We start from the raw sequence: 18,152 nt of genomic DNA, 5'->3' as shown, positions 1-18,152 counted from the left end.
CCGGCCTCCGGACCCGGCCCGGCGACGGAGGACGCGCCCCCGGTCCCGGGGGGGCGCGGGCCCCGGCCGCACCCGGCGGGTGCGGCGGGCGGCGCTCAGGCCGGGGCGCCCGCCAGGTCCGGGTCCCCGTCCCGGGCGTCCTCCCAGGCGAGCACCTCCACCTCCCCGCCCACGGCCAGCGTTCCGGTGCGGGTGACGGCGAACTTGGCGCCGAAGGCCACCCCGCCGTGGGCCCGGCGGTAGTCCGCCAGGGTGCGCAGCGGCTCGGGCCCCGCCTTGGCGCCCCGGGCCTGGTCGACCGTCGTGACCACGCAGCGCACGCACACCTTGGCGAAGCCCAGCTCCGCGGTGCCCAGGCGCAGGGCCCGGACGCGGTCCTCGGTGTGCGGCTCGGCCCAGCCCGACACCACGACGTTGGGCCGGAAACGGTTCATCGGCACGGGTTCGGCGCCCCGGGCGAGGATGCGCTCGTTGAGCAGGTCGAGGGAGGCCGACGAGGCCAGCAGCACCGCGGTGCTGTCCGCGAACGCGCTGGTGCCCGGGGTCAGCCCGCCCACACGGCGGTCGTGGTCTTCGGGCACCCGCACCAGGCGGCTGGGCGCGCCGAGCACCTCCGACAGCCACTCCGCGGCCTCGCGGCCCTGGTCCACGCCGACGAACGGCTGCCGGTGCACGGTCACGTCCAGGCGCGGGCCCCCGGTGTCGACCTCGACCTCCAGGGGCGTGAACCCGTCCGTGCCCTGACCGGGGCCCCAGCCCAGGGCCAGGCGCGCGCCGTCCGCGCTGATCCCCGCGCGGACGAGCGCCATGCGGGGGTCGTTGCGCTGGCTGCGGAAGCCCCCGGCCTCGTCGACCACCATGAACGTGCGGTCGTGCCCGATACCGGCGTGCGTCATCTCGGCGGTCCGCACGGACGTGCCCGCGCATCCCTTGACCGGGTAGTGGACGAGTTCCTCGATTCGCGCCATGGGGGAACGCTAGCGCATCGGTTCGCCAACGCCGGCTTGTATGAGCACGCGGTTATAAGAGGAGTTCGCGCACCTCCCCGACGGCCCCGGGGTCCCGCCCGACGCGGCCTGTCGGAGCTGCTCGACGAGGGTGAGCACCTCGTGCGGGCCGACCGGCGTCGTACGGGCCGAGTCCTGCGTCTCCCGGTCCGCCGGGGCCGTCCGCCCGGACGGCCCCGGTCAGCGGGCCACCCGGAAGAACCCCTCCGCGATGAGCGTGCGCAACGCCTCGGGAGTGCGCTCGCGCACCAGCGCGGGATCCTCGCCGATGAGTTCGGCGATGACGTCCAGCAGCGGGCCCACCGGCATGGTGCCGTCGCACACCCCCGCCAGGGCGGCCTCCACCGTCCCCACGCGGGCCGCGCGCCGCAGGCCGTCGCGCTGGCGCAGCAGGATCTTCTCCGGGTCCGGCGCGCCGGGGCGGCCCACCCTCTCCTCCGTCACGCCCGGCGCGAGCGCCACGTGCGCGGACAGCAGCGCGGGGTCGGTCAGGCGCAGCGCGGTCATCGCCCCGTCCACCACGTCGGGCAGGTAGGGGCCCACGGGCCGCTCGATCTCGTGCCGCAGCTCCTCCACGCGCACGGTCGCGTCCTGGGCGACGTCGTTGCGCAGGCAGATCCACCCGAACCCGATGCCCTTGATGCCCTCGCGCTCGAAGTAGTCGAGCCAGGCGTCGTAGCGGCGGGTGTACTCCGGGGTGCCGTGCTCGCAGGAGTCGCGCAGCCACAGCTCCACGTACTCGGCGGGGTCCTGCACGTCGCGCTGGACCACCCAGCCCGAGCACCCGGTCCCGGTCACCCAGCCGCCGACCCGGTCCTCCCAGTCGTCGCCGTCGCGGTGCACCCAGTTCGCCAGGATCTGGCACCAGCCGCCCTCGGTCAGGTGCGCCGGGGCCTGCCGCACCAGCTCGGCGCACACGGCGTCGCCGGGCAGGTCCGACTCACGGTAGGTGTACCGGGAGGAGTCCGGGGTGATCACGAACGGCGGGTTGGACACGATCAGGTCGAAGCGCTCGCCCCGGACCGGTTCGTACAGCGAACCCTGCTCCAAGCGGGCGTCGGTGACCCCGGACAGGGCCAGGCTGATCCCGGCCAGGCGCACGGCGCGCGGGTTGAGGTCGGTGGCCACCACCTCGCGCGCCCGCGAGGCCAGGTGCAGGGCCTGCACCCCGCAGCCGGTGCCCACGTCCAGGGCGCGCTCCACCGGTCCGTCCACGATCAGCTGGGACAGGGTGGAGGAGGCGCCGCCCGCGCCCACCACGTGGTCGGAGGAGGGGACCGCTCCGCTGCCGGGGCGCACCTTGGGGTCGGAGACCACGAACCCGGGCCTGCCGTCCTCCAGCTCCCAGGGGCCCAGGTGCACCGAAGCGCGCACGACGGGCCCGCTCCCGCCCTCCTCCACGGTGACCAGCCCGGCCTCGGCCAGCTCGTCCACGGGCAGGATCGAACGCGCGGCGCGCGCGGGGATGGACGACCGCAGCCACCACAGGCGCAGCAGCAGCCCGAGCCGTTCGTCGCCGCCGGTGGCGCGCAGGGCGGGCACCAGCTCCTCGCGGGCCAGTGCGCGCGCGGCGGCGTCGCCGAGGCGGTCGCGGACGCCGGACACGGTGTAGTCGGCGTCGATGAGGATGCCGCGGAGTCGCTCGGCCAGACCGCGCGGAAATCTCGTCTCAGACACCCGCCCATTATCGGGCAGAACCGCGGTGCCCCGCCGGGGGGTGCCCGGCGCTGGTCAGGAGTGCCCGGCCCGGCGGTCGGCGGCGTCGGAGCGCCTGCGCAGCAGGTGGGGTATGTAAAGGAACCCGAACACGCCCAGCACGATGCCGGTCACGCAGACGCCGATCCACCAGCGCTCGGACGCGGGCAGCCCGTCGCCCATGGCGATGAGGACCACGAGCGCCACCGTCCACGCCAGCGTGCCGATCGCGGCGGGCACTCGATAGTCGCTCTCGTGGACGTCCGGGTCGGGCTGACGAGGTTTGCGCACGGTTCCAGGCTATCCGCTCACCACGGGGCGGGGGTGTGCCCGCACGGGGAGGCGGCGCGCGCACCGGTGAGGGGCGGGCGCGCACGCCGGACGGCCTTCGCCGCGTGGGGACGGATTCGTCACATCCGAGGAGCCGGTCCTCCGGCCCCCTGGTCCTTCCTACGAAAAGCCAGGGAAACATGCGGTCGCTGTTGTGTGAACATGCAACTAATCTGACGCAGAATCCTTCTTGTCCAGTAAGTACGACCAGGTCAGGCTGACGACGTGAAAACTCCAAGTCCATCCCCCAGCGGCACCGGCAAGACGCCGTCGGGCCGCCTCGACCGCTACTTCCGTGTCTCCGAGCGCGGGTCCACCTTCGGCACCGAGGTGCGGGGCGGTCTGGCGACCTTCTTCGCCATGGCCTACATCGTCGTCCTCAACCCGCTGATCATCGGTACGGCCGAGGACGTCAACGGAGAGACCCTGGGCATCCCCCAGGTGGCCGCCGTCACCGCCCTGGTCGCCGCGATCTCCTGCGTGCTCATGGGCGTGGTCAGCCGCTACCCCTTCGCGATCGCGGCGGGCATGGGGCTCAACGCCGTCGTCGCCTACGGCATCGCGCCGGTCATGCCCTGGTCCGACGTCTTCCTGCTGATCGTCGTCGAGGGCGTGCTGCTGCTGATCCTGGTGCTCACCGGGTTCCGCACCGCGGTCTTCGCCGCCATCCCGCCCGGCCTCAAGGTCGCCATCGCCGTCGGAGTGGGTCTCTTCCTGGCCCTGGTCGGCCTGGTCAACGCCGGTTTCGTGCAGGCCGGTGAGGGCACACCCGTCCAGCTCGGCGACGGCGGCCTCCAGGGCTGGCCGATCCTGATCTTCGTCGTCGGCCTGCTGATCACCGTCGCGCTGTACGTGCGCAAGGTGCCGGGCTCGATGCTCATCGGCATCATCGTCTCCACTGCCGTGGCACTCCTCGTGGAGTCGCTGTTCGGCGGCGGCGACAACCGCCTCGGCTGGAGCCTGACCGTGCCGACCCTGTCCACCGGCGGGGGAGTGGTGGCGATCCCCGACTTCTCGCTCGTCGGCATGTTCGCCGACGGCGGTCTCGACGTGTTCTCCCGTTGGGCCGACATCGGCGTCGCCACCGTGGTCATGCTGATCTTCACGCTGCTGCTCGCCGACTTCTTCGACACCATGGGCACCATGGTCGGCGTCGCCCACCAGGGCGACCTGGCCGACGAGGACGGCAACATCCGGGGCTCCCGCGAGGTGCTGGCCGCCGACTCCGTCGGCACGGTCCTGGGCGGTCTGGGCTCGGCCTCGGTCGCCACCATCTACGCCGAGTCGGCCGCGGGCGTCGGCGAGGGCGCCCGCACCGGCGTCGCGCCGATCGTCACCGGCGTCCTGATGATGCTGGCCACCCTGTTCACCCCGCTGGTGAACCTGGTGCCCTTCGAGGCCGCCACCCCGGTCCTCGTCATCGTGGGGTTCATGATGACGGTCCAGGTCGTCAACATCGACTTCACGGACCCGGCGCTGGGCCTGGGGTCCTTCATGGCGATCATCATGATGCCCTTCACCTACTCGATCGCCAACGGCATCGGGTTCGGCCTGCTGACCTACGCCTTCGTGAGCCTGGTCACGGGCAAGGGGCGCCAGGTCCACCCGCTGCTGTGGCTGATCTCGCTGGTTTTCCTGGTCCACTTCGCCGAGGCGCCGATCAACGCCCTGATCAGCTGAGGCACGGCTTCGCGGCCGTCCGGGAATTCCGGCGGCGGTAGACGGCGTTGACTCCGGTGATGAGTCAACGCCGTTTACTTATTTGCCCGCTCTGTCCACCCGGCCGGGACCGAAGCCGACCGCCGATGGCCGCATCAGTCCCTCCCCACGCGCTCGCGGGGAGGGACTGATGCGGCGTATCGCCATGTTCCGGTCCCTTGCCAACCGCAACTACCGGCTGTACGCCCTGGGCCAGCTTCTGTCCAACCCCGGCACGTGGATGCAGCGCATCGCGCAGGACTGGCTGGTCCTCCAGCTCAGCGGGGGCAGCGGCATCGCGCTCGGCATGACCACCGCCCTCCAGTTCCTGCCGCTGCTCCTCTTCGGCCTGTGGGGCGGGGCGCTGGTCGACAGGCTGGACAAGCGCAGGCTGCTGGTGTGCACCCAGGCCGCCATGGGCGTGCTCGCGGTCGGCCTGGGAATCCTGGCCACCGCGGGGGCCGCGCAGGTCTGGCACGTGTACCTGTTCGCCTTCGGGCTCGGCCTGATCACCGTGCTCGACAACCCCGGACGGCAGGCCTTCGTCCCGGAGATGGTCGACCGGGAGCACCTGTCCAACGCCATCGCGCTCAACAGCGCCAGCTTCCAGCTCGGCCGGGTGACCGGTCCGGCCGTCGCCGGACTGCTCATCGCCGTCATCGGCAGCGGACCGGTCTTCCTCATCAACGGCGCGTCGTTCGGGTTCACCATCCTCGCGCTGACGATGATCCGCACCTCCGAGCTCAACCCCACCGAGCGGGTGGCCCGGGGCAAGGGGCAGATCCGGGAGGGGCTGCGCTACATCGGCGGCAGGCGCGACCTGGTCCTGCTGCTGGTGCTGGCCGCCGCCACGCAGTTCTTCGGCGCCAACAGCCAGAACCAGATCGCCCTGATGGTCAACAACGTGTTCGAGGCCGGGGCCGACGCCTTCGGCGTGGCCGCCGCCTTCCTGGCCGTCGGCGCCCTCGTCGGCGCGCTGCTGGCCGCCCGCCGCGACCGGCCCCGGCTGCGGCTGGTGCTGATCGGGTCGCTGGCCTTCGGCGCGCTCCAGGCCGTCGCGGGACTCATGCCCGGCTACGTGCCGTTCGTTCTGGTGCTGGTGCCCATGGGCGTGGCCTTCATGACGTACGTGACCACGCTCAACGCCACCTTCCAGCTCAGCGTGGACCCGCGGATGCGCGGGCGCGTCATGAGCATGTTCCTGCTGGTGTTCATGGGCGTGGCGCCCATCGGCGCGCCCGTGGTGGGACTGCTCGCCGACACCTTCGGCCCGGAGACGAGCCTGGTCATCGGCGGCGCGGTGACCCTCGTGGTCGTCACGGTCATCTCCGCCCTGCTCTTGCGGGCCAAGGGCGTGCGCCCGCGCGACGTGCTCCCGGGCCGGCGCCCCTCCGCGGACGCGGAGGCCGCCGAGGAGGGGGCCGCGGAGGACGCGAGCGGGCGCGGGGAGGCCCCGGAGGCGGAGCGCCAGCGGGTCGGCGCCGAGCGCCCCCCGGGCGGCTCCACCCGGGTCCGCCCCGTCCCTGACGAGGACGGGACCCGGCCGGACACGGTCACCCGCGCCTGAGACTCCCGGTCGTGCCCCGCCGTCCTCGGGGCGCGACCGGGACGGCCCCCCTGCCCTCCGCAGCCCGTGCCACCCCCGCCGGATCGGCCGCCAGCGGGCCCGGCGGGGCTCCGGCCGACCCTCGCGGAACGGCCCCGGAGTCCCCGGGCGGACCGCAGCTCCGGGCGGACCGGGGCCCGGCCAGAATGGGGCCATGAGACTGTTCGCGGCACTGGACCCGCCCTCCGACACCGCGCACGCGCTGCGCCGGGCCGTCGACCGGGGCCGCGGCCACACCCCCGGCCTGCGCTGGGCCGATCCCGGCGAGTGGCACCTCACCCTGGTCTTCCTCGGCGAGGTGGACGAGGCCCTCCTGCCCGCGCTCGACGGCGCCCTCGGCCGCGAGGCCCGCGCGCACCGGCCCTTCCACATCACGGCCGAGGGCTGGGGGTCCTTCCCCGGCGACCTCCGCCGCGCCTCCGTGCTCTGGGCCGGGCTCGGCGGCGACACGGCGTCCCTGCGCGCCCTCGCCGACGGACTGCGCGCCGCCGCCGAGGGGGTCGGCGTGCCCGTCGAGCACCGGGCCTACGTGCCGCACATCACGGTGGCCCGCAGCCGTCCCGCACGCGACCTCACCGGGACCGCCGACGCGCTGGGCGCGCTGCCCGGCCGCGGGTGGCGGGTCCGCGAGGCGCACCTGGTGGAGAGCAGACCGGAGCGGGAGGACCGCTACCGAACCGTCCGGACCTGGGAGCTAGGCTGGGACGCGGACCCCACCCGACCTCCTGAGCGGAGAGCGTCATGAGCATGCTCACCAACAACCGCAAGCAGCGCTGGCTGCTGCCCGTGGTTCTGGCAGGCATCATGCTCCTCGTGCTCCTGGGCGCCCTCGTCGGCTGACCGCCCGGTCACGCGGAGGCGGCGGCCAGGCTCACCGCGCGTGCGATCAGGTCCGCGTTGTCGTGCGCCTCCCCGCCTCCGGGCAGACGCATGGTGTCCTCCAGCCCCATCCGGATGTCGTAGCCCGAGGCCACCGCCGACTCCAGGACCGGCCAGGCCGTCGCGTCGGCCCCGTGCAGCAAGCGCGGCTGGTTCGCCCCCGCCCGGTCCAGCAGGGAGCAGATCGCCTCGGCGTTGCGCCGGGCGTCCTCCACCGCGACCTGCGTGGGCTCCACCAGGACCGCCGCCACCCTGAGCTTCGTGGCGACGAGGATGCGCGCGGCCTCCACCGTCCACACCCCGGCCTCCACCCCGATCCTGCGGTCCTCCAGCAGGTGCGCCAGGTCCACCGAGCCCGCCTCGTGCAGGTTCACGGTGACCGAGTCCGGCAGCGCCGACGAGGCCCAGCGCTGCACCAGGTCGTAGCGCCGCCACGGGTCGGACTCCGCCGACAGCGACGTGGTCAGCGACACCGGCACCCGCGGCCCGTCGGCGCGCAGCCGCTCCATGAGCGGGCCCACCACCTGGGGCGCCAGAGACTCGGCCCCGGTGGGGTCGCGCGGATGCAGGTGAAGCTCGGTCGCTCCCGCCGCCACCACCGCGTGCGCGTCCGCCACCACCTGGTCGACGGACACCGGCAGGGCGGGGTGCGCTCCGGGGCGGCGGTCCCCGTTGAGACAGGCGACGATCCTCATGGGTGCCCTCCTAACGGCGCTCCGTAAGCCCAATGTGCCCGTTACCTCACGGGTACAAGCCATCCGTGGCGCCTCCTGGCAGGATGTCGGTCATGAGAACTCCGCTCGTTCTTGCCGCCGCAGCCCTCTTCGCGACCCTCCCGGCCGCCCCTGCCCTGGCCTTGCCCGGGGACCCGAGCGACCCCGGCACCGGTGGTGTCGACTACCCCCGCGGAGGCGAGGGGCCCGAGGGCTCCGAGATCGCCTTCGAGTTCCAGGACCCGAGGATCTCCGAATCCAGCGGGATCGCCCCCTCCCTGCTGCACGAAGGCGTGTGGTGGACCCACAACGACAGCGGCGAGCACCTGAACGAGGTGTACGCGGTCGACGAGCGGGGGCGCACGCTCGCCACGGTCACGCTGAACCTGGACCGCCGCGACTGGGAGGCGATCACGGTCGCCGAGGCACCCGACGGGACGCCGTCGGTCCTGGTGGCCGACATCGGCGACAACTTCGCCGGCGGCTGGCCCGACGTCAGCGTCCACCGCTTCCCCGAGCCCGAGGCGCTCGCCGACACGGTGGTCGACCCGCAGGTGTTCACCTTCACCTACGAGGACGGGGGGCGCGACGCCGAGTCGCTGATGGTCGACCCCCGCGACGGCCGGATGTACGTGGTGTCCAAGGAGTTCTCCGGCGGCCTGTACGCGGCGCCCGAGGACCTCGAACCCGGGTCCGGTCACGTCCTGGAGCGGATCGACTCGGCGCCCCTGTTCGCCACCGACGCCGCCTTCAGCCCGGACGGCAGCCGCTACGTGGTCCGCACCTACTGGGGGGCGACGGTCTACGACGCCACCGGGGGAGTGCCCGGCTCCTCGCTGGGCGCCTTCGACCTGCCCGAGTCCGACCAGGGCGAGGCCGTCGCCTTCACCCCCGACGGCACCGCCCTCATGGCCGGGACCGAGGGCCCCGGGGCGCCGGTCTGGCGGATCCCCCTGGAGGACCGCTACCTCGCCGAGGAGCCCCCGGCGCGGGAGGTCGCCGCGCAGGAGTCGCCCGCGGGGGAGGACGGGACCGCCGGGACCCAGACGCGTGGGGCGCTGCCCTTCATCGCGGGCGGCGGCGCGGTCGCCGCGCTGGTCATCGTGGCGATCGTCCTGCTGGCCCGACGGGGCTGACCCCCGACCCTAACCCTCGGGCTGCGGGTCCAGGAAGTGCTCGCGCGCCAGGAAGGCGTGCCGGGAGAAGTCGGTGAACACGCCGTCCACCCCGGCCTCGAAGAAGGCCTCGTACTCGGCGGCGAAGGACCCGTAGTCGCCCGGACCGCCTTCCGACCTCAGCTCCGCGGGGAGGAAGCGGTTCTCGCTGCGGAACGTGTACGGGTGCACCAGGAGCCCGGCCGCGTGCGCGTTCTCCACCAGGTCGGTCGGCTCCCCGAGCACCCCGTCCTCGACGGGCACGACCAGGCTCTTGGCCGGGCCGATCGCGTGCGCGAAGGTCGCCACCTCGGCCAGTCCGTCCGGCGTGGTGTGGTGCAGCCAGTGCTCCTCGGCGCCCATGAGGTAGACCAGCGGCAGCTCCGTCACGGCCAGCTTGCGCAGGCTCTCGGCCTCGAAGGACTGGAGGAACACCGGCACCAGCGGCTCCGGGCCCGTCAGCCCCGCCCCGCGCAGGGCCTCGATCAACACCGGCTCCAGCTCCAGGCCCTGCGCCTCGTGGTAGGCGGGGTGCTTGGTCTCGGGGTAGATCCCGATCGGGCGGCCCAGCTCCTTGGTCAGCGCCAGCGCCAGCTCGACGACCTCCTCCAGGGTCGGGATCCCGTAGGTGCCGTCCATCACGGCGTTGTCCGCGCGCACGTCCTTGAGGCGCTCCACCGCGCGCAGGGTCCGGATCTCCTCCAGCGTGAAGTCCTGGGCGAAGAACCCGGTCACCTCGCGCCCGTCGACGGTGCGCGTGGTGCGCCGGTCGGCGAATTCGGGGCGCTCGGCCACGTCCGTGGTCCCGCCGATCTCCTGCTCGTGGCGGCAGACCAGCCTCCCGTCCCCGGTCGAGACCAGGTCCATCTCGATGAAGTCGCCGCCGTGCCGTGCCCCCAGCTCGTAGGAGGCCAGCGTGTGCTCGGGGCGGTGCCCCGACGCACCGCGGTGCGAGATGATCTTGATGGGGGGTTCCTTCTTGTTCCTGCGCACAGCCGAACCGTCCTGAGAAGCGAGATGCCGGGAAAAGGGGGAGGCCGACCCGACGCGGGTCGGCCTCCATTGTGCAACGCGGGGCGAACGGGTCAGGACAGCTCGGTGAGCACGTGGTCCACGCACTCGGTGAGCGCGCGCACGTCGTCCGGGTCGATCGCCGGGAACATGGCCACGCGCAGCTGGTTGCGGCCCAGCTTGCGGTAGGGCTCGGTGTCGACCACGCCGTTGGCGCGCAGGACCCTGGCCACCGCGGCGGCGTCCACCTCGTCGCTGAAGTCGATGGTGCCGACCACCTGCGAGCGCTTGGCCGGGTCGGTGACGAACGGCGTCGCGACCGGCGACTTCTCCGCCCAGTCGTAGAGGACCGAGGAGGACTCGGCGGTGCGCGCCACGGTCCACTCCAGGCCGCCCCGTCCGTTCATCCACTCCAACTGCTCGGCGAGCAGCAGCAGCGTGGCCACGGCCGGGGTGTTGTAGGTCTGGTCCTTGCGGGAGTTGTCGACCGCCGTGGGCAGCGAGAAGAACTCCGGCACGTAGCGGCCGCCCGCCGCGATCTCCTCCACGCGGGCCAGGGCCCGGGGCGACATGACGGCCAGCCACAGCCCGCCGTCGGCGGCGAAGCTCTTCTGCGGCGCGAAGTAGTAGACGTCGGTCTCGGCGATGTCGACCGGCAGGCCGCCCGCGCCGCTGGTGGCGTCCACGAGGACGAGCGCGTCCTCGTCGGCGCCCGCCACGCGCCTGATGGGCGCGGCCACACCGGTGGACGTCTCGTTGTGGGTCAGCGCGTACACGTCCACGCCGGCCTCGGCCACGGGCTCGCCGTGGCTGCCCGGGTCGGCGCTGATGACGGTGGGCTCCTGGAGCCAGGGCGCGCCCTTGGCGACCTTCGCGAACTTGCTGGAGAACTCTCCGAAGGCCAGGTGCTGGGACTTCTCGCGCAGCAGGCCGTGCGCGGCGATGTCCCAGAAGGCGGTGGTGCCGCCGTTGCCCAGGACCACCTCGTAGCCGTCGGGGAGGGAGAACAGCTCGCTCACCCCGGCGCGCACCCGGGAGACCAGCGACTTGACCGGCTTCTGCCGGTGGGAGGTGCCCATGTAGCGGGAGCCGGAGGCGGCCAGGGCCTCGATCTGGGCGGGGCGGACTTTGGACGGGCCGCTGCCGAAACGGCCGTCGGAGGGCAGCAGGTTCGCGGGGATCTGAATCTCGTCGGTCACGCCCACCAGCGTAGTGGCGGCGGAGGCGGCGGGGCCGGTCAGGGCCGCTGTTGGGACGCCCGAAACTGCGCGGGGAAGCGGGCGCTATGTCACGTTCCCAAAGGTTCTGGTCGGTATAGCCCAGTCGCATTTCCATTCATACAGGTGCATTTTCCGCTAGGGGTGCGGTCTTATGGGAGGGGTTTCGGGGGGAACGCCAGAACACGACGCGCGATACGGATGGGCGTCCGCACGTGGCAGACAGCAGCACCGACCCCGAGACCGTCCGCGGCGGTGGGGCCAGCGCCGTCCTGAGGGTCTTCGACGCCCTGCGCGTGCGCCCCACCCGGGCCGACGCCCGCCTCGTGGGCAGGATGGAGCGGCGGGCGCCGAGACTCTCGGACACGCCTCCGGGTGCCCCGTCTTCTGCACTCCGCTCGCCGCCAGCGGCGCCTGGAACCAGTACACGCAGGCCAGCGAACGCTCCTTCCACAACGACGCCCGGACCCTCATCGAGGAGCTCTACCCCGACGAGGGGGAGGACGAGGAGGCCGAGGAGGAGCGGGAGCGGGGGACCGACGCCGAGGCGGTGGCGGCCGACGGCGGCACGCCCTCGATCACCCACGCCGCCATCGCCAACGACGCGCTCAAGGTGGTCTCGCGCGCTGCGGCGCATCCCGCACCCCCTCCCCGGGAGCGCCGGGCCCCGGGAGGCCCCGGCCGCGCCCGCCGAGCGGCCCTCGCCGTTCCTGGGCACCGACGCCGGGTACGAGCGGGAGCAGCAGGCGCTCGTGGAGGACGTCCAGGGCACGCACAACCTGTCCGCCGTCTCCGGCTACCTCGGCTTCGGCGAGCCCTCCGAGGGCAACTGGTACCGCGACCGCATGGTCCAGCTCGTCGTGGTGGGCCCGCTCGGCTCGGACGGCGAACGCCGGCACGTGATCGCCGCCCGCTGCCGGGTCAGCACGGCCACGGTCGATCCCGGACCGGCGTGCGCCTGACGCGCGGGTCCGGCTGGCGCGCGCGGCACCCGACGCGAGAGGATGCCCCGTGTGGACCACCAAGACCCCGCCGAACTGCGCAAACCGTACCTGGGTGCACCCCTGAGGCGCTCCGGGCTCGCCGACCACCCCATGACGCAGTTCCACCTGTGGTTCGACGAGGCCTACGACTCCGGTCTGGCCGAACCCAACGCCATGGTCCTGGCGTCCGTCGAACCCTCGGGCATGCCACGCGCCCGCACCGTGCTGATGAAGGGCTACGACAGCACGGGACTGCGCTTCTTCACCAACTACACCTCGCGCAAGGGACTGGCCCTGGAGGCCGACCCGCGCGCCAGCGCGGTCTTCCCCTGGCACGCCGTCCGGCGCCAGGTCCTGCTGGCCGGACGGGTGGAGCGGCTCAGCGACGAGGAGAACGACCGCTACTTCGCCTCGCGCCCGCGCGGCTCCCAGTTGGGCGCCTGGGCCAGCGAGCGCCAGTCGCGGCCGGTGGCGGACCGGGCCGAGCTCGACCGGCTCTACCGGGAGTTCGACACGGTCTGGGCCGCCGAGGAGGAGATCCCCCGGCCCGCCTACTGGGGCGGCTTCCGGCTCGTGCCGAGCGAGGTCGAGTTCTGGCAGGGCGGCGCCGACCGCATGCACGACCGGTTCCGCTACCTGCGCGAGCCCGACGGCTCCTGGAGCGTCGACCGCCTGGCCCCCTGACCGGGCCGTCGGGTGACGCGCTCGTGCCGCGCCGCTCCCGAGAGTGATCTTGGCCGCTTCGTACGCGAGTTCGGGGGGCCGTTCCCGCAGGTGGGCGTCGCCCGGCACCGCTCCGGCGCACACGGTGGGCTGGAAGGCACCCGTCGGCGTGACCAAGTGCCCTTGCGGCGCGGGGCAGAACGTATCCGCATCGTGAGACCCGGCAGAAATCCGGGCGCCCCGCGCCGCGATATGCTTGCGAGTATCGGTGGTCGCTCCCGCGGTCCTGCGGACGCCCCGGTCCCCACCCGGCCCCTGGGAATCACGTCGCCCCGGCCTGTGTTGTGAGAGACCCGCCGTGCCCGTCGTGACCGCGCGCCGGGCACAGAGCCTTGGGAGGGGAGACTTGACCGCACACGGGCTGATCGACACCACGGAGATGTACCTCCGTACGGTCTTCGAGCTCGAAGAGGAGGGCATCGTCCCGCTTCGGGCCCGTATCGCCGAACGCCTGCACCAGAGCGGCCCCACGGTGAGCCAGACCGTGGCCCGCATGGAGCGCGACGGCCTGCTGCGGGTGGAGAACGACAGGCACCTGGTCATGACCGCCGAGGGGCGCCGTCTGGCAACCCACGTCATGCGCAAGCACCGGCTCGCCGAGCGCCTGCTCGTGGACGTCATCGGACTCCCCTGGGAGGACGTGCACATCGAGGCCTGCCGCTGGGAGCACGTCATCTCCGAGGCGGTGGAGGAGCGTCTGGTCACGCTGCTCAACGCACCCTCGGTCTGCCCGCACGGCAACCCGATCCCGGGCCTGGACGAGCTGGGCCTGGAGGACTACGCCCCCGAGCCCTTCACCGACGACTCCATCGTCCCTATGATCGACGTCGCCGGGAACAGCGAGACGACGGCCACCGTGCGGCGTATCAGCGAGCAGATCCAGTCGGACGCCGACATCATGCTCACCTTGCGCCGATCCGGGGTACAACCGGGACAGGAAGTGGTCTTGCGAGCCTCTGACGACGGGGTCCGCGTGATCGACGGTGAGACCGGGGAAACCGAGCTCTCGGCGCTCGTCGCCGGGCACATCTTCGTCGCCAAGCCGTGAACCGTACGGACGCGTTGATTGGTTGCTCATCAGGATTGTCACATTGCGCTGCGGGAACGTTGACGGTGTTGCTACGCTCGCCCCAAGGTGCGGTCGTTCGGGGTACCCGGAGCGGGCATGTATGCAGCTCATGACGGCGAGGTGGCGGCTAGATGACACGGTGGGGTGAACCCTTCCCCAAGGGTGACGCGCTCGCCGCGGCCGCCGTGGCGGACCAGGCACAGATCGCCATCGTCGTCATCGACCGCGCCAGCCTCCTGCGCTACTGGAACCCCTTCGCCCGCGAGCTGTTCGGGTTCGTGGGCGGTCGCGACTACGTCGGCCTCTCCCTGCTCGACATCGGCATCCACGAGTCCGACCGCGAGCACGCCTCCCAACTGGCCCGGCGCGTCCTGCGCGGGGAGCCGTGGGAGGGCACCTTCGCCGTGCTCCGGGGCGACTCGACCTGGATCCACGTGCGCGCACAGGCCGTGCCCATGCGCGACGAGTCCGGCGAGATCGACGGCATCACCCTGATCGCCAGGGAGGCGCTGCGCAGCGGACGGGTGGAGGAGCAGTACGGTCTGCTGGAGCGCATCGGCAGCCGCCTGACCAGCTCGCTGGAGTTCGACTCCACGGTCAGGGGGGTCGCGGGCATCCTCGTGCCGCAGTTCGCCGACCACTGCTTCATCGACCTCTACGAGCGCGACCGCCTGGTCAGACAGGTGTCGGTGCACGCCGAGGGGTGGACGCCCCCGCCGCGCACCTGGTTCGAGGTCGGAGACGAGGTCCGCTACCCCGAACGCCACTTCGTCACCCAGGCCCTGCGCCGCCTGGAGACGGTGGTCAGCAGCGAGTACCTGTTCGAGAACTCGCCCAGCACGCGCTCCGACCAGGTCTCGCGCCAGGTCGGCGTCACCTCCGCCATCGCCGCCCCCCTGCGGGCCCGCGGCGAGGTACTGGGCGTGCTCACCCTGGCGCTGTCCGGGCTCTCACCGCGGCAGAAGAGCACCTACGGGGGCTTCGACCGCGACCTCGTCGGCGCCATCGCCTCCCGGGTGGCCCTGGCCATCGACAACGCCCGCCTCTTCGAGCAGGAGCGCAGTACCGCGCTGGCCTTCCAGCGCAGCCTGCTGCCCAGCAGCCTGCCCCGGCTGGACGGACTGACCGCGGCCCACCGCTACCTGCCCGCGGGGCCGATGCGTTCCGACGGGTACGGGGTCCAGACCCAGATCGGCGGAGACTTCTACGACGCCATCCCGCTCTCCGCCGGACGGGTGGGACTGGTCATCGGCGACGTCGAGGGCCGCGGCCCGCACGCCGCCGCCGTCATGGGCCAACTGCGCGCCGCGCTGCGCGCCTTCGCCCAGGCCGACCGCGAGCCCGCCGACATCCTGCGCGAACTCGACGAGTGGGTCCGCCAACTGGGCCAGGAGGACGAGGACGGCGGCACCTGGATCCCCAGCGTCAGTTGCCTGTACATGGTCTACGACGCCTGGTCGCGCGAGCTGTCCTACGCCAACGCCGGGCACGCGCCCCCGCTGCTGGTCACCTCCGAGTCGGTGGAGAAGATCGACCTGGAGGTCACCGACCGCATGCTGGGCGTGCGGGCCAAGGGCGGATCGGGCGAGGACGTGGTGTACCACCAGGCCAACCTGCGCCTGCCCATCGGCGCCACCCTGGTCCTGTACACCGACGGGCTCGTGGACCGGCGTCCGGCCGGGGGCAGCGCGGACCCCGAGAGCGCCTTCGAGCTGCTGTCGGAGCGGGTGGCCGAGGTCGCCGACAAGGACGTGGACCAGATCGCCGAGGCGGCCGCCCACAGCGTCCCTGGCGAACACCACGACGACACCGCGCTGCTGGTCGTGCGCACCCACTCCGAGGAGCTGGCGCTGCGCGAGGGCTGGTTCCCCTCGGAGGCCTCCACCGTGGGCGAGGCCCGCCACATGGCGGCCCGCACCTTCAGCGAGTGGGGGGTGGACCGCGACCAGGCCGAGCTGGCCTGCCTGCTGGTCTCGGAGATAGTCACCAACGTCGTCATCCACGCCACCCCGCACCCGGTGCACCGCGAGTTCACCGGCGCAGGGGTGCTGGACTCCGAGACCCCGCTCGACGCGGTGGCCGACGAGTTCGACGAGGACTGGGCCGACCTGCTGGAGGCGGTGGCCGAGGACACCGACGAACCCGCCGAGGAGGCGGGGGAGAAGGAGTTCCTGCTGCGGCTGCGGCGGGGCGCGAACACCGTGTGGGTCGAGGTCTTCGACAACGACCTGCGCCTGCCCCGCATCCGCAGCGCCGCCGCCGACGACGAGGGCGGCCGCGGCCTGTACCTGGTCGAGCAGCTCGCCACCCGGTGGGGGGCGCGGCCGACCCCGGACGGCAAGGCGGTCTGGTTCGAGATGCCCATGCACTCCGAGGAGACCGGGGAGCGGGAGAGGTCCGAGGACGGGGAGAAGGCCGGACAGGACTAGCCCCTCGCCGCAGCCTCCGGGCCCGGCGCAGTCGTGGAACCGCCGCGACGCGCCGGGCCCGCCCCTTCGGCGGGATCACGCCCGGGGTCTGTTCGCGGCCTCGGCTTGTGGGGGTCGGTTCGGGCGCCCGGGGGGTTCTGGAGGTGGCGGAGGCGGGTTCGCGAGGAAGGAGCGAACCCGCCGCGGACACCGGGGGTTCCCGTGCTCCGGGCGCCCGAACACGGACTGAAGCGGAGCGGAGGTCCCCCAAACACTGCCTAGCGCCAGGACCAGGCCCACAGCAGCAGGCACAGGAAGACGAAGAAGACCACGATCCCGCCGGTGGTCCACGGGATGTGGACCCGGGGCCGGAGCTTGCGCACCCCGATCACGAGCAGCACGACCAGCAGGCCCATGACGATGAGGCCGTCCCAAGCACCGCTCATTCCAGCTCCGACCCTTCTGGGGAGGGGGTTGCGCGGTCACAGTCCCAGGCCGCGCCCCACGATCTCCTTCATGATCTCGGTGGTGCCACCGTAGATCGTCTGGACGCGGGTGTCCTGCCAGGCCCGTGCCACCGGGTATTCCATCATGTACCCGTACCCGCCGTGAAGCTGGAGGCAACGGTCCATCACCTTGTTGCACAGTTCGGTGGTCCACCACTTGGCCATGGCGGCGTCCTCCACGGTCAGCTCACCACGGTTGAGCAGGCCGATGCCGCGGTCCACGTAGGTGCGGGCGATGTCCACCTCGGTGGCCAACTCGGCCAGGACGAAACGGGTGTTCTGGAAGCGCCCAATCGGACGGCCGAAGGCGGTCCGCTCCCGGCAGTAGGCGATGGTGTGCTGGAGCACCGCGTCGGCGGAGGCCACCGCGCAGGTTGCGATGGACAGCCGCTCCTGGGGCAGGTTCTCCATCAGGTGGACGAACCCGGCGCCCTCCCGGCCGATGAGGTTGGCCGCCGGGACGCGCACGTCGTCGAAGAACAGTTCGGCGGTGTCCTGAGCCTTCATGCCGATCTTGTCGAGGTTGCGGCCCCGGCCGAACCCGGGGGCGCCGCGCTCCACCGCGATCAGCGAGAAGCCCTGCGCGCCCGCGTCGGGGTCGGTCCGGGCGACCACGATCACCAGGTCGGCGTTGACGCCGTTGGTGATGAAGGTCTTGGACCCGTTGACGACGTACTCGTCGCCGTCGCGCACCGCCGAGGTGGCGATGCCCTGGAGGTCGCTGCCCGCGCCGGGCTCGGTCATGGCGATGGCGGTGATCAGCTCGCCGCTGGCGAACCCCGGCAGCCAGCGCCTCTTCTGCTCGTCGTCGGTCAGGTCGACCATGTACGGGGCCATGACGTCGTTCTGGAGGGTGACGCCCAGGCCGCTGGCGCGGGCCCGGCAGATCTCCTCGTTGACGACGGTGTTGTAGCGGAAGTCCCGCAGCCCGGTGCCGCCGTACTCCTCGGGCACACCGTGGCCGAGCAGGCCGACCTCGCCCGCCCTGGCCCACACCCCGCGGGGCACGATCCCGTCCTCCTCCCACTCCGGATGGTGCGGTGTGACCTCGCGCTTGAGGAACTCGGCCACCGAGGCGCGGAAGAGCTCGTGGTCGGCGTCGAAGAGATCCCGCTTCATGCTCTGCTCCGGGGTGTCGGGGATTCCTGCGTGA

Annotated in this window: 17 protein-coding genes; 8 read left to right on the top strand and 9 right to left on the bottom strand. The window is 72.5% G+C overall.

Features of this window, described 5'->3' with window-relative positions:
* Positions 1 to 95 precede the first annotated feature (95 nt).
* The 3 genes from ABD54_RS08310 to ABD54_RS08300 form a co-directional block, all read right to left on the bottom strand.
* Positions 96 to 968 (bottom strand): MOSC domain-containing protein, encoded by an 873-nt coding sequence (locus ABD54_RS08310; protein WP_047868850.1) that lies wholly within the window; start codon positions 966 to 968, stop codon positions 96 to 98.
* A 219-nt stretch (positions 969 to 1,187) separates the two neighbouring features.
* Positions 1,188 to 2,684 (bottom strand): methyltransferase, encoded by a 1,497-nt coding sequence (locus tag ABD54_RS08305; RefSeq protein WP_047868849.1) that lies wholly within the window; start codon positions 2,682 to 2,684, stop codon positions 1,188 to 1,190.
* 54 nt (positions 2,685 to 2,738) lie between these two features.
* The gene (locus tag ABD54_RS08300; RefSeq protein ID WP_082166738.1) at positions 2,739 to 2,993 is read right to left on the bottom strand and encodes a DUF2530 domain-containing protein; all 255 of its coding nucleotides are present in this window, start codon (positions 2,991 to 2,993) and stop codon (positions 2,739 to 2,741) included.
* Between the two features lie 264 nt (positions 2,994 to 3,257).
* Between ABD54_RS08300 and ABD54_RS08295 the strand changes: the two genes are divergently transcribed.
* The 3 genes from ABD54_RS08295 (at position 3,258) to thpR (ending at position 7,081) form a co-directional block, all read left to right on the top strand.
* On the top strand, positions 3,258 to 4,712 hold the full coding sequence (locus tag ABD54_RS08295) for an NCS2 family permease (RefSeq protein ID WP_047868847.1): 1,455 nt from the start codon (positions 3,258 to 3,260) through the stop codon (positions 4,710 to 4,712).
* Positions 4,713 to 4,881: 169 nt separating this feature from the next.
* Positions 4,882 to 6,297 (top strand): MFS transporter, encoded by a 1,416-nt coding sequence (locus ABD54_RS08290; RefSeq protein ID WP_047868846.1) that lies wholly within the window; start codon positions 4,882 to 4,884, stop codon positions 6,295 to 6,297.
* Between the two features lie 193 nt (positions 6,298 to 6,490).
* The gene (gene thpR, locus ABD54_RS08285; protein WP_047868845.1) at positions 6,491 to 7,081 is read left to right on the top strand and encodes an RNA 2',3'-cyclic phosphodiesterase; all 591 of its coding nucleotides are present in this window, start codon (positions 6,491 to 6,493) and stop codon (positions 7,079 to 7,081) included.
* 103 nt (positions 7,082 to 7,184) lie between these two features.
* On the opposite strand, the gene ABD54_RS08280 is transcribed toward thpR, so the two are convergent.
* Positions 7,185 to 7,910: a 3-keto-5-aminohexanoate cleavage protein gene (locus ABD54_RS08280; protein ID WP_047868844.1), complete on the bottom strand. Its 726-nt coding sequence runs from the start codon at positions 7,908 to 7,910 to the stop codon at positions 7,185 to 7,187.
* A gap of 92 nt (positions 7,911 to 8,002) precedes the next feature.
* On the opposite strand from ABD54_RS08280, the gene ABD54_RS08275 reads away from it, so the two are divergent.
* Positions 8,003 to 9,064, top strand: coding sequence for a hypothetical protein (locus tag ABD54_RS08275; protein ID WP_047868860.1), 1,062 nt, complete (start codon positions 8,003 to 8,005; stop codon positions 9,062 to 9,064).
* Positions 9,065 to 9,073: 9 nt separating this feature from the next.
* Here the strand turns inward: ABD54_RS08275 and ABD54_RS08270 are convergent, their stop codons facing one another.
* The 3 genes from ABD54_RS08270 to ABD54_RS29350 all read right to left on the bottom strand — a co-directional run bounded on the left by ABD54_RS08270 (position 9,074) and on the right by ABD54_RS29350 (position 11,922).
* A complete protein-coding gene (locus tag ABD54_RS08270; protein WP_047868843.1) occupies positions 9,074 to 10,075 on the bottom strand; it encodes a glycerophosphodiester phosphodiesterase family protein in 1,002 nt (333 codons plus the stop codon).
* A gap of 92 nt (positions 10,076 to 10,167) precedes the next feature.
* Complete coding sequence (gene serC, locus ABD54_RS08265) at positions 10,168 to 11,298, bottom strand: phosphoserine transaminase (protein ID WP_047868842.1); 1,131 nt, start codon at positions 11,296 to 11,298, stop codon at positions 10,168 to 10,170.
* Positions 11,299 to 11,793: 495 nt separating this feature from the next.
* Complete coding sequence (locus tag ABD54_RS29350) at positions 11,794 to 11,922, bottom strand: hypothetical protein (protein WP_268778176.1); 129 nt, start codon at positions 11,920 to 11,922, stop codon at positions 11,794 to 11,796.
* Between the two features lie 140 nt (positions 11,923 to 12,062).
* On the opposite strand from ABD54_RS29350, the gene ABD54_RS08260 reads away from it, so the two are divergent.
* The 4 genes from ABD54_RS08260 (at position 12,063) to ABD54_RS08245 (ending at position 16,514) form a co-directional block, all read left to right on the top strand.
* A complete protein-coding gene (locus ABD54_RS08260; protein ID WP_047868841.1) occupies positions 12,063 to 12,272 on the top strand; it encodes a hypothetical protein in 210 nt (69 codons plus the stop codon).
* 51 nt (positions 12,273 to 12,323) lie between these two features.
* The gene (gene pdxH / locus ABD54_RS08255) at positions 12,324 to 12,977 is read left to right on the top strand and encodes a pyridoxamine 5'-phosphate oxidase (protein ID WP_047868840.1); all 654 of its coding nucleotides are present in this window, start codon (positions 12,324 to 12,326) and stop codon (positions 12,975 to 12,977) included.
* A gap of 385 nt (positions 12,978 to 13,362) precedes the next feature.
* A complete protein-coding gene (locus ABD54_RS08250) occupies positions 13,363 to 14,064 on the top strand; it encodes a metal-dependent transcriptional regulator (protein WP_047868839.1) in 702 nt (233 codons plus the stop codon).
* A gap of 152 nt (positions 14,065 to 14,216) precedes the next feature.
* Positions 14,217 to 16,514, top strand: a complete 2,298-nt coding sequence (locus tag ABD54_RS08245) for a SpoIIE family protein phosphatase (protein ID WP_047868838.1) — start codon at positions 14,217 to 14,219, stop codon at positions 16,512 to 16,514.
* A gap of 257 nt (positions 16,515 to 16,771) precedes the next feature.
* On the opposite strand, the gene ABD54_RS28500 is transcribed toward ABD54_RS08245, so the two are convergent.
* Together ABD54_RS28500 and ABD54_RS08235 are read right to left on the bottom strand one after the other, a co-directional pair.
* Positions 16,772 to 16,939, bottom strand: a complete 168-nt coding sequence (locus ABD54_RS28500; protein WP_017563552.1) for a hypothetical protein — start codon at positions 16,937 to 16,939, stop codon at positions 16,772 to 16,774.
* Positions 16,940 to 16,975: 36 nt separating this feature from the next.
* Positions 16,976 to 18,118, bottom strand: coding sequence for an acyl-CoA dehydrogenase family protein (locus ABD54_RS08235; RefSeq protein WP_047868837.1), 1,143 nt, complete (start codon positions 18,116 to 18,118; stop codon positions 16,976 to 16,978).
* Positions 18,119 to 18,152 lie beyond the last annotated feature (34 nt).

This window comes from Nocardiopsis sp. RV163, assembly GCF_001029525.1.
GTDB lineage: Bacteria > Actinomycetota > Actinomycetes > Streptosporangiales > Streptosporangiaceae > Nocardiopsis > Nocardiopsis dassonvillei.
This window is presented reverse-complemented; position numbering and strand designations above follow the sequence as displayed.

Bases quoted from the DNA above. Each gene is read 5' to 3' on its own strand.
- ABD54_RS08310 (WP_047868850.1), bottom strand. From the start codon at position 968: ATGGCGCGAATCGAGGAACTCGTCCACTACCCGGTCAAGGGATGCGCG.
- ABD54_RS08290 (WP_047868846.1), top strand. From the start codon at position 4,882: ATGCGGCGTATCGCCATGTTCCGGTCCCTTGCCAACCGCAACTACCGG.
- thpR (WP_047868845.1), top strand. From the start codon at position 6,491: ATGAGACTGTTCGCGGCACTGGACCCGCCCTCCGACACCGCGCACGCG.
- ABD54_RS08280 (WP_047868844.1), bottom strand. From the start codon at position 7,910: ATGAGGATCGTCGCCTGTCTCAACGGGGACCGCCGCCCCGGAGCGCAC.
- ABD54_RS08275 (WP_047868860.1), top strand. From the start codon at position 8,003: ATGAGAACTCCGCTCGTTCTTGCCGCCGCAGCCCTCTTCGCGACCCTC.
- ABD54_RS08245 (WP_047868838.1), top strand. From the start codon at position 14,217: ATGACACGGTGGGGTGAACCCTTCCCCAAGGGTGACGCGCTCGCCGCG.
- ABD54_RS28500 (WP_017563552.1), bottom strand. From the start codon at position 16,939: ATGAGCGGTGCTTGGGACGGCCTCATCGTCATGGGCCTGCTGGTCGTG.
- ABD54_RS08235 (WP_047868837.1), bottom strand. From the start codon at position 18,118: ATGAAGCGGGATCTCTTCGACGCCGACCACGAGCTCTTCCGCGCCTCG.